The organism is Streptomyces sp. NPDC111516, assembly GCF_055635345.1.
Genome location: NZ_JBVKBV010000026.1, coordinates 81,257 through 95,445, shown reverse-complemented (window position 1 = coordinate 95,445; position 14,189 = coordinate 81,257). Strand labels below are relative to the sequence as shown.

The following is a 14,189-nucleotide window of genomic DNA, read 5'->3' as shown; positions in this document are numbered from 1 at the left end:
ACGGTTCCAGCTTCGGACCACGACGCGGTGCGGGCACACCCGCAGAAACACTCATACAGGAACTAACGACGGATCTCCGGCGCAGGACACTAGCCAGTGTGCAGGAGTGGGTCCTGGACCCACTGATGTGTACTGGGCGCATCCCGAACGGTGTTGGATGCGCTGAGTTGCCGCTTTCGCGTCCCGTTCGGCGGCACGTCTCTGGGGGCGTGGTCCGTTGGGGGTGGGCGGGTTCCCTCGCGTCCTCGGGTGCCTGGTGGGGCCTGGGCGGTCCGACGCCCCGCACGATCGCTCCGGTACTGGCCGGGGGCCGGCGGCACCGGAGTACGCGGCGGGCCACAGCCCCGCGAGGAGGTTGTCCGTCCACAGTCGCTGACGGGCGCGGCGTCGCCGCCGTCAGCGGGCCCCGGCGCACGGCCGAAGCGGTCACCAGTCGGCCCGACGCGGTCACCAGGGCGGCCGAGGGCATGATTCATGCACCGGACCCGGCCGCCGCACGGAGGCCGGCGCGCCGCTGCTCGTCAACGTGGCGCCCCATGCGGGCTGCCTTCTCGCCCGGCCCGGCCCCCGGTGCTGCTGCGCGGGGGCAGAAGCGTCCCGGCCGTCTCGCACGGCCTGGACTTCACCGGAACATCAATGCCCCTATTCTCAACGGCGTTGCACGGATGACCAGTCGGGACGACTTCGGGGAGCCATCTGCTGCTTGGCCGGCTCGGTGCGGGCGGCATGGGGCGGGTGTTCCTCGCGCGGTCGGACAGCGGGCGCACCGTCGCCGTGAAGGTGGTGCACGAGGAGCATGTGTCCGACGAGCGGTTCAGGGAGCGGTTCCGGCGAGAGATCGAGGCGGCGGGGCGGGTCGCCGAGCGGTACACCGCGCCGGTGCTCGAAGCCGGGCCCGACGAGGAGCCTCGTGGGTGGCGACCGGGTATGTGCCTGGTCTCTCGCTGGAGCAAGTCGTACGGCGGCACGGCCCGTTGCCCATCGGTTCACCTTCCAATGCGGGGAAGGGCAAGGACGGCGGGGACGACAAGGGCAGGCCCAAGGAGAAGGCGTACGGCGGGAGCACGGAGGCGCCCGGTGGGAGTGCGGCCGCTTCCGGCGGGCCGTCGTCCGGCTCCTCGGGCTCGGACGTGGGTGGCTCATCCGCTTCCGGCAGCTCGTCCTCGGGTTCCGCGGGCACGGACGGCGGAGGTTCGTCCGCTTCCGGCGGCTCGTCCACCGGCTCCTCGGGCTCAGGCAGCTCCACCGGCGCCTCGGGCACGAGCGGCGGAGGTTCGTCCGGTTCCGGCGGCTCGTCCACGGGCTCCGCGCCGCCCGCCATGAAGGGCTACAAGGTCGAGTACACCAACTCCTGCGTCGGCGCGTGCAACATGCCGCTCAAGGTGAGCTGGTCAGCGCTGTCCCGAGCGACCCGCTACGACATCCACTACACCAACAAGGGCAGCAATTTCACAAAGAAGAACGTCGACACCGTCTACTCCACGGGCAACACCAGCTACACGATCCAGGGCCCGTACTCCGGCGACGAGATCTGCGTCGCGGTGCGTGCGGCCAACAAGTACGGAGCCTCCGCCTGGGCGGAGACCTGGTGCGGGACGGTTCCCTACTGAGCATGTGGCGCCTGTCCCCGACAAGAAGTGATCGTGCCGGGGGCAACCGCCAAGCCGAGCCGAGACGAATTCGCCGTCACTCCGTGGGGAGGGGGCAGGGGATTTCGGGATGGAACCGGTTCGGGCAGCACGCGACGGAGAACGAGATCAGACTCTTCGAGGATGTGTAGTAGACCCAGCTGACATCGACGCCGCGGGGCAGCACGTCCGTGGCGTATTCCAGCTTGCTGTCGATACCGCAGTACGCCCGGAGCCCGTCCGCCCGTTCGAAGGGCGGGCTCTCCTCGTACTGTTTCGTCAGCCAGGCGAGTGCGATGCCCATATCGGCCCAGGTTCGGTCAGGTGAGACCTGGTTCTTCTTGAGGAGCCAATAGCCGGTCATGGTGGGCGGCATGTTGCCCGTCCGGAACTCCTCGGCGGCTTCGCGGTAGCGATCGAGGACCTGTTGCTGCTTGTTGTCCTCGGGGTTTGTCGGTACGGGCGGCCCATTGGGGTGAGGAGGTCGGCGGCCTCCTTCTCGCGCGTACACGGATGACGGTCCGGACCACGGTCCGTACCCATGCCAGTGCCCTGACCAGCTCATCTGCGCCTTTCTGAGAGGTACAGGGCCGCCCCGCACGGGCAGAGCGGCCAGCTGCGCGGTGATGAGGAGGGAGCCAGAGTAGAGCGCCAGCACCTGCCTTTTGACCCAGCCGAGTGTGAAGTCGTCGAGTTCCACCTCGGTGAACCTCAGTTCGAGGCCGGCCCCCTCGGCCGCCGGCCTGAGGACCGCGATCGGGCCCTCGATCAGGAGCGGTTCGCGGTCGTGGAAGGGCAGGATCTCGGCACCGTAGTGGCACTGCTGTTCGAGTGCGGTCATGACCGCGTGGGCGGCTGCTTCGTCGGCTGCGGTGATGTCGAGGACGGCGAGCCCGGGCTCGCTGACGTGCTGCGCGTGGATCGGTTCCATGCCTGTACGGCTGTATACCGCCCTCGTCGACGCCTCCACGCACCTCCGCGGTCCCGAGCTGGATGTTCCGAGAAGGGATATCCTTGGCCCGGGGGCAGACGAGAATCCCGGCCCGATTACGGCGGGCCGGGATTCTGTGTTGTGCGCCTGGCCGGAGGGCCCCGGCCCGATTACGGCGGGCCGGAGTCCTCCAGCATGCGCGTCGGGCGGTTGCTGGTTTTAGTAGTCGCCGAAGTCGCCGAAGTCGCCGAAGTCGCCGCCCTCGCCGCCCTCGCCCCTCTCGCCGTGGTGGCGCTTGATGACGCGGAAGCTGGCGATGACTCCGTTCTTGACCTTCACGCCGCCATTCATCTCGTGGTGCTTCTTCTCGTGGTGCTCGCCCTTCTCGAAGTTCTCGTTCTCGTCCTCGTCCTTGCCCGGGCGGACGTTGTTGGCGGAGCTGCGGGGGCCGACGGTGGCGATGGGGGCGCCGTTGTCGCACACGGCTCCGCGGAAGACCTCGACTTCGTTGCGGCTCTCGTTGCGGATGTTGAAGCTCCTGGCGCCCAGGCCGCTGACGACGGTGATGCAGCCGTCGGGGCGGCCGGAGTATTCGCGCTCGTTGATGTGGATCCTGCCCTCCTCGTGGTGGCGCCTGCCCTCGCGCTCGTGGCCCTCGCGCTCGTTGCCCCGCCGCTCGTTGCCTTCGTTGCCCTTGCCTTCGTTGCCCTTGCCCGAGTTGCCGCCCTCCCCGCCCATGGGGGCCTGGGCGGGGATGGCGACCGGGGCCACCTGGGCCTGGGCCTGGGGGGTGGGGGCGGCGGTGGCGTAGGTGATGCCGGTCGCGGTCAGTGCCGCGGCGGCCGCGACGGCCGTGGCGATCGCTTGGGAACGGGTCATGATCATGTCGGTTGTTCTCCTTCTCAGACTCAGAGACAGTCCCGCTGTGACAGCCGGTGCGTGATTGAACGTACTAACGCCCCCTATTGCTGTCATATCGAACCCCGGCTTCGTGGGGCTGATCGGGTACGTAGAGCTCCTTTACGCCGCTCCGAAGAGGAGCTGAGTAACCGTCAAAACCGCCTTGAATTTGGGAGATTGAACGACAATTAGCCCTTGCAGGTGATCTTCTGACACCTACTCACCCGCTGTGGCGGTGGGGCGCTGGAAAGTGTCGGCAAGTCGCTGCTTGACATGTGGCCTGTCGTAGGTTCCAAGGAGGTCACGTGAACCATGGCTGTCCGACGAACGTGATCGCGCATAGCAGGGTTCGTCCAGGCCGGACGGTGACCAATGCCGGCGGGCACGGCCCACCCGCCGCGGCCTGGGCCCCGTCCCGAGGACCCGAGCGGGCAAGCGCCAGGACCTGTCCGCGCACGATGACCATCTGCGTGGGCTGACCTGCCTCCCTGCTGGGCGCCGCCCCCACGATCGGAACGCCCGGGGGACAGCCCGCTCGGGACGGTGCGCGCACTGCGGCGGGACCGGCGACGCCCGCCCGCTGAGGGGTGCTGAGCGCCTGGTCCTCGCCGCCGTCGCCCCATACCGCGACTGACGAAGGCGGTGGCGCGCAAGCCGATCAGCGCTCTGGCCGGGGCCTGACGCTCAGTCCTGCCCGCCGTCGTCGTCCTCATCGTCGGTGTGCGGTCACGGAGCTGCCGCAGGCCCGGCGCGGCCGGCCGGGTGAAGGCGTAGCGGCCGAGGCTGAAGTTGATGTGGTCGTACTGGAGCGGGGAGAGCCGGGCGAGCAGCCCGCCGGCGGCGAGCTGCTTGACGGCCGCATCGGTGTCAGGAGCCGCCCGCAGCCGCGGTGGCACCCTGGAGGATCAGGTCGGCCACGGCGTCAGGGCGGGCGATGAGGGACACGTGGCAGGAGCCGATCTCCTGCGTGTGGGAGTGGGCCCGTTTGGCCTCCGGCGGCTGGGCCTACCCAACCTGTGGCCCCTGTCTCCGGAGAGCTGGGGTCGGGCGCCTGGTTGCCGTCACCGACGATGCCCACGGCCGACTGGTACACCGCGCCCTCAAAGACAGCCCGCCCGACGTTTCCGCCGGCGTTCGCCACACCATCGCGCTCTTCCGCGGACGAGATACTTCGGTCGACAGCAAGAGACCGGCGATCTTCAACCTCGGTCGCATCCTCGAGGACCGGCGCGCCCTGATCAAAGAGCACCTTCTGAAGCAGGACGAAGGTGCTCTGTTCCTGATCGCCAACCACTTCGACCTGTGCCACCGCAATGCTGGCCAGCAAGGCGAGTACGACGAAGCGTTCCTCGACTGGATCTTCCGGTGGTACCTGGCCACAGTGGAGCTGACCAACCGGCTGATCGCACCGCGAAGCCCTGCCTGACTCTTGCCGACCAGTCGTTGAGGTATGCGTTCCGCTCAACTGGCCAGTCAGGACCAGCTGGTCCGGGCTTGCTCGCGTATCTGCGAGGGCCGGATGCTCATGCACGCGATGCCTGGTCACCCGCCGTGTGCCGGTCACCCCGCGCCCGTGGTGGCGCCCGGAGAAGGCCGGCCCTCCTGCACCGCGAGCACCGTGTCGACGAAGGCCCGCACGAGGTCGGCCACCTCAAGCGCCGTGAACGGTGTCTCATGGCAGGTGCTTGCGCACTTCGGTCCAGGAGTTGAGCTTGTCCTTTGTCGGTCCTGACGGGATGAAGTCCATCAGCCGGTAAAGGTGTTGGTGACCCTGGCCGCGATGTGGGAGCAGATCGAGGCGGTGTTGCCGCGCCACGAGCTGGCTGCCGCGATTGCCGCAAAGCTGACCCCGCCGCTGGACTCCGACGCGGGTCAACCGCTTCGGCACTGTGCGGCCGTTTCTCAAGCTGCTGGTCAAGAGGGTCGACTTCGGCGCGCTCAACGGCCGGTGGCGAGCTTCCAGATCGCGATGGTCGTGAACAGGCTGCCGATCGAGAGAAGGAGCACGATGTTCTGAATGTGTCTCCCGGTGTGGTCGATTCGTGCGGTCTTCGGGGCGCCGGGGAGGTAGCGCACCGGAGCCGGACCGCCCACGACAAGGCCGCACGGGCCCATTTCGTTCTTACAACCGAATAACCCGTGCGGCCACCTCCACCTCCACCTCCACGTCACGGCCACGATCTTCAATGGGTTCGCCTCGCCGGCAGGGGCCGACCCAGGCGGGAAAGTTGGGGGTGCTGTACTGGCCCTGTGGTGCCGCCTACCGTCCGTGCTGCCGGCGGAGGTGGTGACGGGCTGTTGACCGGCGGCTCCAGGAGCGCGGGGCGGCAACCTCTGAGGGAGGGCTTTGATGGAGATTACTTCGCTGCCGTTTGTGGATGAGCATGCGACGGCCATCGCGGCGGGGACCGACGATGTCTGGTGTCATCTGGGTGAAGCCTTGGACGGGGCCTTCTCGCGCCCCAGTATGGCCGGTTACGTGCGGCTGGTCGGGGCTGTCGACCGCACGGCGTCCGGGCCGAGGCCCCTTGCCGAGGGCTCGACCTTGCCCGGTTTTCGGGTGGTCGCCGCGGTTCCGGGACGTGAGCTGGTCCTGCAAGGGACCCACCGCTTCTCGACCTATGCCTTGTTCTTCCGCCTTGAGCACGTTGGCCCGGGCCGGTCACGGTTGCGCGCCGAGAGCCGGGCGGCCTTCCCCGGCCTTGCTGGTGGCTTCTACCGACGGCTCGTCATAGGAACAGGTGGACATGTGGTCGGCATGCACCGCCTGCTCTCCTCAATCCGCCGCCGGTCCGAATAGCGCACACGCGGCCTCAGGCCAGTCCCTGAAGTCGTGTCACCTCCGGGCGTGCTGGCGAGTGACCTTGGTCAGTTCGTGCCAGAACGGGGCGGCGGAGAGGTAGAGGCCGAGGATGGAAATGATCCCGAGCGAGATGTCGACGCTGATCCGGCCCTGTTTGGCCCAGTAGACGTCCTTTAGATCCAGGAGGAGGGCGAATTCGTCGGCGATGAGCGCCGCTCCGGCGCCGTATGCCGCACCAACACCCGGATGGCCGACGTACTGCGCGTCACCTCGCACGGCGACCAAGCCGACCCCGGCCAGCGTGGCGATACCGAAGTTGTAATGGTGCAGATGAATCCCGCCCGCAGAGACATTCCCCCAGTACAGTCGGCCGCTGCGGATACCGTGGGTGATCAAGCGGGCCCCGCCGAACGTGGCGCCGAAGGAGAGCCAGGTCGCGAGCAGCGATCGTTGGGTGGGGGTGGTGTGCTCATCCAGCGTCTCCCGCCACCGCTTCATCAGCCCCGGCCGCCACTCATCCCGCTCGTCGCATTCACGCTGTTCCGCGTTCTCGCGCATCCGGACCTCCTGATGCTTCCCGATGACTATCTTTCCTGACGTGCGACCGCCTCGCACTGTGTGCTGCCTGGAAGATCCGTGCACCGCTTCTGCAATGGGATACCCGTCGGTCCTGCGTCAGACAGCTCATCCTTCGCTCCTTGCGTGCTTCGGCCCGGCGAGCGGCTACTCGCCCCGTCCACTCCTGCTCTTGCTATTTATTTGTCGGGCAGACAGCAGCAGGCGGTGTACATCGCGGCGGAGAAGGACACCCTCCGGCAGCTCCTCACCGGCCGGCTGGCCGAGTACGGCATCCCGGTCCTGGTAGTCCGCGGCTTCGGCTCCCAGTCCTACGTCCGTTGTCACAGGGTCTCGAACGGTTCGAGAGCCTGTCTGATGAGGAGCAGTCCGTTGCCCTACGGGACCTGTGCCAGTTCTGTATCCAGGCCCGTGCCACCAGGGATGACGCCGTGGAGGGCGTTTGCCGGTCCGGACTCCGGCCGACTCGCACTCCGTCGGTTCTGGTTACGTGCGGACACATCGACGATCAGTTGGGAAAGGTCGCAGGCCCGGCCCCACAGCACGAGCGGATCCAGGCCTTCCGCCTGCTGGTCCGGGTCCTGAGCCTGGCGGACGCGCGGCGACGGGAACGGTTCTGCGCCGGAGGGTGCGGCATGAGTGGCACCAGTTGGCACCGGCGGGGAGCCATGAAAAAAACCATCGCGTGATCAACGAGATGACGAAGGGTCACGTGACGTATTGCGGCCCCGGGCCCACATCGGTGGATGACGGGTACCGGAGGCATCAAGGCGTGCTCAGGCCGACCCGCTTGGCCAGTTCGACGTTGGCCGGCCCTTCCGGGCGGGCAGCGGCCCGTCGCCCCGATGGCAGCTCCCAGACGTCCGCGTAGGCATCGGCCTGCGGCAGCCGCGGGCCCTGGCTCGGAGGCGGTGATGCAGGATGCGCCTGGCGGGGGTCAGGCAGGTGGCCTGCCGATGGTCAGGAACAGCCGCATGGCCGCGTTCCGTACCGGCGCGATCCGACGCGGGGTGTGCACCGCGCGGTTCATCAGCCGGGCGGCGCGTGCGAGCCGCTGGGTGGAGCGGCGGCGGGCCGCGTCGTAGGCGGCGAGGGCGTCTTCGACGCGCGCGCGTGCGGTGAGCTCGCGGGCGACGGTGACGCCGTCGACGAGCGCTTCGCACGCGCCCCTGCCGAGGTCGGGGGTCATCGCGTGGGCGGCATCGCCGATGAGGGCGATGCGGCCGCTGACGTAGCTCGGCAGGGGCGTGGCGAGGTCGTAGAGGTCGTTGCGCTGCACGCCCGTGCCGCCGGTCTGCGCCAGGTGGTCCAGGACCCGGCGCACGCCGGGGTGCCAGTCGCCGAACCACACCTGCAGGGCTGCCAGATCGCCGCCCGGCACGGGCACGCGCTCGGCTGCCGGGGCACAGGCGAACCAGTTCGTGCGGCCGCCTGCGCGTGGGATGACGCCGAAGCGGGCGCGCCGCCCCCAGGTCTCGGTCATCCCGTCGGTGTCGAGGTCGGCGGTGCCGTGCCAGGCGGTGACGCCGGAGTAGCGGGGGCGGTGCGCGTCACCGAAGAGCGCCGTGCGAGCCCGGCTGCGCAGGCCGTCGGCGGCGATGACCACGTCGTAGCCGGTGAGCTCGCGGACGTCGGTCACCGCGGAGCCGTAGCGCACGACCCCGTCGGCGAGCGCGGCGGCCAGCGTCTGCAGCAGCGCGGGCCGGGCGGTCACGTGGACGGCGTCGCCGGTGCGGCGGCGCAGGGCGGCCATGTCGACGTTCCCGATGAGGCCGCCGTCGGCGCGTACGAAGGTGCCGTACGCCGTCGGCCGGGCGAGCCGGCGGGCTGTGTCGCCGAGGCCGAGGGTGTCAAGCGCCTGCAGCGCGCCGGGCCACAGGCCGAGCGAGGTGCCGGTGCCGGGCGGCGCGGGGGCGCGTTCGTGGACCTCGATGTCCCAGCCGTCGGCCTGCAGGTGCACGGCGGCGGCGAGGCCCCCGATGCCGCCGCCCACGATGATCGCTTTTCTGCGCATGCCACCACGCTACTATGTTTGTAGTAGAAGCACTATGTTTATAGTAAAGGAAACCGCAGGTCGATGGAGAGACGGGCGCGGATGCCAGGCAGGCGCGATCAGGTGCTGGACGCGGCCGTGAAGGTGCTGGGCACCGGCGGCCTCCGCGGCCTGACATACCAGGCCGTCGACAAGGCGGCCGTGGTGCCGGCCGGCACCACGTCCAACCACTTCCGCAGCCGCGACCTCCTCGTGGCGGGCGTCGTGGCCCACCTCGAGGCGCTCGATGCCCGCGACTGGAAGCGCTTCGCGGCCACCCCGGTGGACGGCGACCCCGAGGCTCTGGCCGGCGCCCTGGCCCGCACGGTCCAGCACGTGCTCGGCCCCGCCCGGCACCGCACCGCCGCCCGCTACGCGCTGACGCTCGAGGGCATCGTCCGCCCCGCGGTGCGCGGGCCGCTGAGCCGCGCGCGCGAGTCGTTGATCGAACTGACCTCGAAGTGGCTGACGGACCTCGGGTCGCCCGCACCGCGGGAGCACTGCAGGATCCTTTTCGACTACCTCGATGGCCTGATCTTCCATCAGGTCGCCATGCCAGAGGCGGAGTTCGACCCCGAACCCGGCATCCGCACGGTGCTCAGCGCGTTCCTGCCCCCGGCCGCACCGGATCGGCAGAGCTGACGAAGCGCCTGAGCTGTTGCCGAAGACTGCCGGTCCCGGCGCCGGTCCGCCCCTCCCGGGCGTGCTGGCGCGGCCTTCTTCTTTCGATGTTTGCCCAGGTCCTGTCCTGTCGATCTTCATGGATCGGCCCGGGGCGTCCGGTGCGGTGCATCGCAAGGCGGTGGATCGTCCTCGTACTGGACGTACTCGGGCGACTGACGACAACGCGGCGAGGTGCCGTGCCAGGCGTTCCGGGCCCGCGAAGATCGACAGGACAGGGCCTGGTAGTGCTTTGTTGGGTGGTGTCGTAGGTCTGCCATGGGGTGGGTCGTCGGCAGGCGGGGCAGGTGCCGGTCCAGGTGGCCAGACAGAAGGTGTTGGAGGAGGTCCGGGGCGTGGTAGAGGGCCAGGCCCTGGCAAGGGGCTTTTGGGCAGATCCCAGGGTCTGCTTGAAGAGGCGGAAGGTGTGCTCGATGTCGAAGCGCCGCAGGAATGCCTGCCTGAGCAGGTCGACCCCGGTTGCGGTGGCGTTGACGCCCGACCACCAGAGCCAGACCGGCTTTGGCGTCGCGCCGCTGGGCAGGTGCTCGACCTGCAGGCGGATGACGGTGCCTTCGATGACCGGCAGGGAGTCCGAGTGATCAAGTACGAGGAGCCGTTCGAACTCCGAGGTTAAAGATCAAGCCAGGGCATGTATCGAAAGCAGATCTCGACCGCGCGGTGATCTCGACAAGCGCCGCCGATTTCGCCGACCCGTCAGCCGCCGGGTCCTCCACTGCCAAAAGACCCACCGCTGTCATCCTTGGGCACGTCCCTTGGCGAAGAGGGCCGGTTGATCTCATATGGGCTGAGACCTTCTCCGAAATCATCTGCAGCCCTCAAGTTTTCGCTGCTTCGGGAGGAACGTTCGGCCCGTGGTCCCTGCTGTCGTGCCCGAGACCGACGGCGCGCGTCCCACCAGACGAGGCCAAGCAGAACGGCGACTACGACCACTGCTATACCGAGGGGGAAAATCCAGCGCACAGCCGAAGCGGCCACTGTGATGTCACTGACGGGCACCTGGCTCACAAGGTGGCTCATCTGGCCCACGTCCTTCCTGAGGGGATTCCACCGCTCACAAAGCGAGGCAGAGGCTTCCGCTCATTGGAGAGAGCCCGCAATGGCTGGAGCCGTGGGAAAATCCAATCCCGCCGCCCTTGGCGGGATCAATCTCGCGGGGCCCGCCTGAACTGGACGTCTGGCAAGGCCCAAGCTCCCTGATAAGTCTACGGCGGGGAGCGTACGGGGGACCGCTGTTCATGCGGTCACTGTGCCTTGTGCTGCTGCGTGCCGCCGAGCGGATTTCCGAGGCGGTGAGACATCCGCCTTCGCGTCGTATCGTCGGCAGCGGAACCCGCCAGGCCTGTGGTGGTCGGCGACGATGGGCGGGCATAGCGGGTACGAGTCCTGGATGGAGCGCGACCAGGTCCTGCTGCTGGACTTCGATCCGGCGGTAGTTGCTTCCGTCTCGTTGCCGGGCCGGCCCTGCCGGCACCATGTCCTGTTCAGCCGGGCTGCACGACGGTGGTGATCTTCCCGTTCCCGATGTCGTAGGCGTAGCCGCCGATCTTGATATTGCCGATGCCCGGCGCGAGCTCGGGTGCCGCGCGCAGCTTGGCGATGTCCTTCCGGACCGTCTCAGACGGCTTCAGGACGGCCATCTCCAAGGAGGTCTGTTCGTCCCAGCCTCCGCGGGCGGCGTAGCCGGCGCGCAGACCGTCGTCGGCGAGCAGTCCCGAGCCGCAGTCGGTGTGGTGGATGACAGCGATCTCGAACCAGTCCGCGTCGGGGGTCTTGTTCTCGTGCAGGTGCACGATCCAGGCGAGGTCCTTGATGACCGCCGGCGTCACGCGGCCGCCGACGTTACGTGCGACGATCGCTTCTCCGAGCCGGGCGCCCAGCACGGCCGCGGGCTCCACGCGTGGATCGATGCAGGTGATCAGGTACAGCTGCTTGAAGGGGATGAAGGGGAGCTGGGGGACGTCGGCCTGGGCACCGGAGGCCGCGAAAGCCTGGTTGCGCTCCAGGTACGGGGCGAAGTTCGACATGGCTGATTCCTTCAGGAGGCGGTGGCGGCCCAGGGCTGTGAGAGCCGGCGTGCGTGGCGTCGATCTCCGCGATGCGCGAGCCGGCCCGTTCGGCCATGAGCCGCAGGCGGGCGGCAGCAAGCCGTCCTAGGCGCCACCATCGCCCCCGAGGGGAGCATGCGCCAGGCGGGCTCGCCCGCCAAGGGGGTTCTGGCTCAACTTCTGTGAGATTCGGCCGTGCGCGCTGGCGTATGCCTCGGACCCTGCGCCCCAGCCCCGTCGTCCTAGAGGAAGCTCAACAGCGGCTGGCCGCCCCCTCCCTCGAAGACACCGCGAGCTGCGCCCAGGACTCCACGAGGACGGCTCCGGATCAGCTGCTCACGATGTCGAGCAGATCCTGAAAGCGGCGGTTCACGTGTTCGTCTCCACACGCGCGGCGGATAGCTGAATCGCTCCGAAGAGCCTCGACGACCTCCTGGATGCCGCTGCGGCTGTCCAAGAAGAGCTGCTTGAAAATGGGGGGGGCGGCGCGGTTGCTGTAGAAGACCTCGCGGTTGATGCCGACGCCGTACCCGCACAGCGTGCACAGCCGGGTGCCGGGGGTGCTCCGCCGTATCCAGGGCGCGCTCCACATCGAGCGGCGGCGCGCTCTGCGGTGCCTCGTCGTGCGCGTGCAGGACGGATCGGGCCCAGACGCGGCCGTCGCTCAGCTTCTGCAGCACCCATCCCGAGGGGGCTTGGGCGTGCACCATGCCCGCCTGCGGCCGGCTCTTCTCGCTGGCCGCTGCGGGAGGGTGCAGTGTAGGAGCATGTTCAGGCGGCGCTTTGCCGGCATGAGGCAGCCGTGGCCGTCGCTGGTGATCCCGGTCGCGCTCATCGTGGTGATCACGGTTGCGGATGCTGTGATCCCGGTCGACATTGTCCTCAGTCCGCTGCTGGTGATTGCGCCCGCGATCGCCGCGTGGTTCGGCGCCGGGCGTTGGACGACGGGCGGCATCGGGGCTCTGGCGGTGGTGGCCCAGGGGTTCATCGGCTGGCGCTTCGGTGTGCTCACCTCGCGGAACTCGCTGGTGCAGGCTCTCTCCATAGCGTTGCTTTCGGCGCTGGTCGTGCTCTTCTGTGTGGTGCGTGATCGGCGCAGCCGCGAGCTGGCCCAGGTACGGTCGGTGGCCGAGGCCGCTCAGCACGTCCTGCTGTGGCCGTTGCCGAGCAGGCTCGGCCCGCTGCAGCTCGCCTGCCTCTACCTGGCCGCCGAGGACCAGGCCGTGATCGGCGGAGACCTGTACGCCGCGGCCCGCACCGACAGCGCGGCCCGGGTGATGATCGGTGACGTGCGGGGCAAGGGCCTGCCCGCCATCGGTGAGGCTGCCCTCCTGCTCGGCGCGTTCCGCGAGACCGCCCACGAGCATGCCGCCCTGCCCGACCTGGCCGCCGCCCTGGAGCGGAGCGTTGCCCGCCACCTGGCCGACTTTGCGCCGGAGGACGAGGCCGGGGAACGCTTCGTCACCGCCCTTCTGCTGGAGATCCCCGACGAGGAGCCCGTCATCCGGATGACCAGCTGCGGCCACCCGGCGCCCTTGCTGCTCGGTCCGGGCAACGCGGTGACCGTCCCGGACCTGCGCCCCGCACCCCCGCTGGGTGTCGGTATGACGGACCCCGCTGACTACACCCTTGACGTGCTGCCCTTCGGTTCCGGGCACACCCTGCTCCTCTACACCGACGGTGTCATCGAGGCCCGTGATCACGACGGCACCTTCTACCCGTTCGCGGAACGCGCCGCCCAGTGGACCGACAGCCCTCCCGAGGTCCTGTTGCACCACATCGAGCGCGACCTGGTCGCATACACCGGCGGAGACCTCGGCGATGACGTCGCCCTCATCGCCATCCGCCGCGCGCCCACCGGACACCCCGGCCAGCGCCTGGGGAGAAATTGTCCACGCGAAGCCGGAGAGGGCCGCTGATATCGGGGTTTCGTGGTCGCGGGCCAGACGGCGGTGGAGCATGAGCCGGCCGTAGGTCCGCTCGACCGCCCATCGCTTCGGAATGGGGGTGAAGCCCCTGGTCCCGGGGGTGTGGGCGGTGATTTCCATGTCGATGCCGAGTTCGGCTGCGTGCTCGACGAGGTGCTGGCGGTAGCCACCGTCGACCCAGACCTTGCGGATGCTGGGGTGTTCGGCGGCGGCCTGGTCAAGGAGTTGGGTGCCTGCCACGGAGTCCTGCACGCTCGCCGCGGTGACGAGCGCCGCGAGCAGGAGGCCGATGGTGTCGACGACGATGCTCCGCTTCCGCCCGACGATCTTCTTTCCGGCATCGGTGCCCTGGGTGGAAGCGAGGACGCCAGTGGAGGTCTTGACGCTGGTCTGCTGGGTGTCTGGTCCAGCCCGCAGCCAAGCCGGCCCCGCAGCACGTGCCCGGCCGGAGGCGCAGGACCAGCCGTCATATGCGCGGTACCGGTTCCGCGCAGACCCCGTGGGTCAGAAACCAGCCCTCTGATCTGTCCGCCACCTGGAGCGCTCAGTCTGGCCAAGTCGACTGCTCACTCGCCAGGTGAAGCGCTCAGTCACAAGGCAGGATCACGAAACCAGACTGGAGTACTAACGTCGTACATCTGCGACGTGGCGGGACTTTTTCG

11 protein-coding genes and 4 pseudogenes are annotated in these 14,189 nt (G+C 68.7%); 7 read left to right on the top strand and 8 right to left on the bottom strand.

Features of this window, described 5'->3' with window-relative positions:
- Nucleotides 1–696 precede the first annotated feature (696 nt).
- A pseudogene (locus ACZ7L9_RS32865) lies at nt 697–989 on the top strand (protein kinase domain-containing protein); the annotation flags it as partial.
- 697 nt (nt 990–1,686) lie between these two features.
- Here the strand turns inward: ACZ7L9_RS32865 and ACZ7L9_RS32860 are convergent.
- Both ACZ7L9_RS32860 and ACZ7L9_RS32855 read right to left on the bottom strand, forming a co-directional pair.
- Nucleotides 1,687–2,559: a DUF6207 family protein gene (locus tag ACZ7L9_RS32860; RefSeq protein WP_471420999.1), complete on the bottom strand. Its 873-nt coding sequence runs from the start codon at nt 2,557–2,559 to the stop codon at nt 1,687–1,689.
- A 219-nt stretch (nt 2,560–2,778) separates the two neighbouring features.
- Nucleotides 2,779–3,444: a hypothetical protein gene (locus ACZ7L9_RS32855; RefSeq protein WP_471420997.1), complete on the bottom strand. Its 666-nt coding sequence runs from the start codon at nt 3,442–3,444 to the stop codon at nt 2,779–2,781.
- A 1,057-nt stretch (nt 3,445–4,501) separates the two neighbouring features.
- Here ACZ7L9_RS32855 and ACZ7L9_RS32850 point away from each other — a divergent pair.
- The 3 genes and pseudogenes from ACZ7L9_RS32850 to ACZ7L9_RS32840 all read left to right on the top strand — a co-directional run.
- Nucleotides 4,502–4,885, top strand: a pseudogene (locus ACZ7L9_RS32850) (hypothetical protein); the annotation flags it as partial.
- A 354-nt stretch (nt 4,886–5,239) separates the two neighbouring features.
- Complete coding sequence (locus tag ACZ7L9_RS32845; protein ID WP_471421021.1) at nt 5,240–5,476, top strand: hypothetical protein; 237 nt, start codon at nt 5,240–5,242, stop codon at nt 5,474–5,476.
- A 333-nt stretch (nt 5,477–5,809) separates the two neighbouring features.
- A complete protein-coding gene (locus tag ACZ7L9_RS32840; RefSeq protein WP_471420995.1) occupies nt 5,810–6,259 on the top strand; it encodes a hypothetical protein in 450 nt (149 codons plus the stop codon).
- A 36-nt stretch (nt 6,260–6,295) separates the two neighbouring features.
- Here ACZ7L9_RS32840 and ACZ7L9_RS32835 read toward each other — a convergent pair whose 3' ends face one another.
- Nucleotides 6,296–6,820, bottom strand: a complete 525-nt coding sequence (locus ACZ7L9_RS32835) for a hypothetical protein (protein ID WP_471420993.1) — start codon at nt 6,818–6,820, stop codon at nt 6,296–6,298.
- A 140-nt stretch (nt 6,821–6,960) separates the two neighbouring features.
- Between ACZ7L9_RS32835 and ACZ7L9_RS32830 the strand changes: the two genes are divergently transcribed.
- Nucleotides 6,961–7,527 (top strand): DUF5958 family protein, encoded by a 567-nt coding sequence (locus ACZ7L9_RS32830; RefSeq protein WP_471420991.1) that lies wholly within the window; start codon nt 6,961–6,963, stop codon nt 7,525–7,527.
- Between the two features lie 248 nt (nt 7,528–7,775).
- On the opposite strand, the gene ACZ7L9_RS32825 is transcribed toward ACZ7L9_RS32830, so the two are convergent.
- Nucleotides 7,776–8,852 (bottom strand): FAD-dependent monooxygenase, encoded by a 1,077-nt coding sequence (locus ACZ7L9_RS32825; RefSeq protein ID WP_471420989.1) that lies wholly within the window; start codon nt 8,850–8,852, stop codon nt 7,776–7,778.
- A gap of 81 nt (nt 8,853–8,933) precedes the next feature.
- Between ACZ7L9_RS32825 and ACZ7L9_RS32820 the strand changes: the two genes are divergently transcribed.
- Complete coding sequence (locus ACZ7L9_RS32820) at nt 8,934–9,512, top strand: TetR/AcrR family transcriptional regulator (RefSeq protein WP_471420987.1); 579 nt, start codon at nt 8,934–8,936, stop codon at nt 9,510–9,512.
- 415 nt (nt 9,513–9,927) lie between these two features.
- On the opposite strand, the pseudogene ACZ7L9_RS32815 reads toward ACZ7L9_RS32820, so the two are convergent.
- The 3 genes and pseudogenes from ACZ7L9_RS32815 to ACZ7L9_RS32805 all read right to left on the bottom strand — a co-directional run.
- Nucleotides 9,928–10,137 (bottom strand): annotated as a pseudogene (locus ACZ7L9_RS32815) (NF041680 family putative transposase); the annotation flags it as partial.
- Between the two features lie 898 nt (nt 10,138–11,035).
- Nucleotides 11,036–11,578: a carbonic anhydrase gene (locus tag ACZ7L9_RS32810; RefSeq protein WP_471420985.1), complete on the bottom strand. Its 543-nt coding sequence runs from the start codon at nt 11,576–11,578 to the stop codon at nt 11,036–11,038.
- Nucleotides 11,579–11,927: 349 nt separating this feature from the next.
- Nucleotides 11,928–12,191: a hypothetical protein gene (locus ACZ7L9_RS32805; protein WP_471420983.1), complete on the bottom strand. Its 264-nt coding sequence runs from the start codon at nt 12,189–12,191 to the stop codon at nt 11,928–11,930.
- Nucleotides 12,192–12,390: 199 nt separating this feature from the next.
- Here ACZ7L9_RS32805 and ACZ7L9_RS32800 point away from each other — a divergent pair, with 199 nt between their 5' ends.
- A complete protein-coding gene (locus ACZ7L9_RS32800) occupies nt 12,391–13,518 on the top strand; it encodes a PP2C family protein-serine/threonine phosphatase (RefSeq protein ID WP_471420981.1) in 1,128 nt (375 codons plus the stop codon).
- Between the two features lie 6 nt (nt 13,519–13,524).
- On the opposite strand, the pseudogene ACZ7L9_RS32795 reads toward ACZ7L9_RS32800, so the two are convergent.
- A pseudogene (locus ACZ7L9_RS32795) lies at nt 13,525–13,914 on the bottom strand (transposase); the annotation flags it as partial.
- Between the last annotated feature and the right edge of the window lie 275 nt (nt 13,915–14,189).

Coding starts and splice junctions, on each gene's coding strand:
- ACZ7L9_RS32825 (WP_471420989.1), bottom strand. CDS start 8,852: ATGCGCAGAAAAGCGATCATCGTGGGCGGCGGCATCGGGGGCCTCGCC.
- ACZ7L9_RS32855 (WP_471420997.1), bottom strand. CDS start 3,444: ATGATCATGACCCGTTCCCAAGCGATCGCCACGGCCGTCGCGGCCGCC.
- ACZ7L9_RS32840 (WP_471420995.1), top strand. CDS start 5,810: ATGGAGATTACTTCGCTGCCGTTTGTGGATGAGCATGCGACGGCCATC.
- ACZ7L9_RS32835 (WP_471420993.1), bottom strand. CDS start 6,820: ATGCGCGAGAACGCGGAACAGCGTGAATGCGACGAGCGGGATGAGTGG.
- ACZ7L9_RS32820 (WP_471420987.1), top strand. CDS start 8,934: ATGCCAGGCAGGCGCGATCAGGTGCTGGACGCGGCCGTGAAGGTGCTG.
- ACZ7L9_RS32805 (WP_471420983.1), bottom strand. CDS start 12,191: ATGTGGAGCGCGCCCTGGATACGGCGGAGCACCCCCGGCACCCGGCTG.
- ACZ7L9_RS32860 (WP_471420999.1), bottom strand. CDS start 2,559: ATGGAACCGATCCACGCGCAGCACGTCAGCGAGCCCGGGCTCGCCGTC.
- ACZ7L9_RS32845 (WP_471421021.1), top strand. CDS start 5,240: ATGTGGGAGCAGATCGAGGCGGTGTTGCCGCGCCACGAGCTGGCTGCC.
- ACZ7L9_RS32800 (WP_471420981.1), top strand. CDS start 12,391: ATGAGGCAGCCGTGGCCGTCGCTGGTGATCCCGGTCGCGCTCATCGTG.
- ACZ7L9_RS32810 (WP_471420985.1), bottom strand. CDS start 11,578: ATGTCGAACTTCGCCCCGTACCTGGAGCGCAACCAGGCTTTCGCGGCC.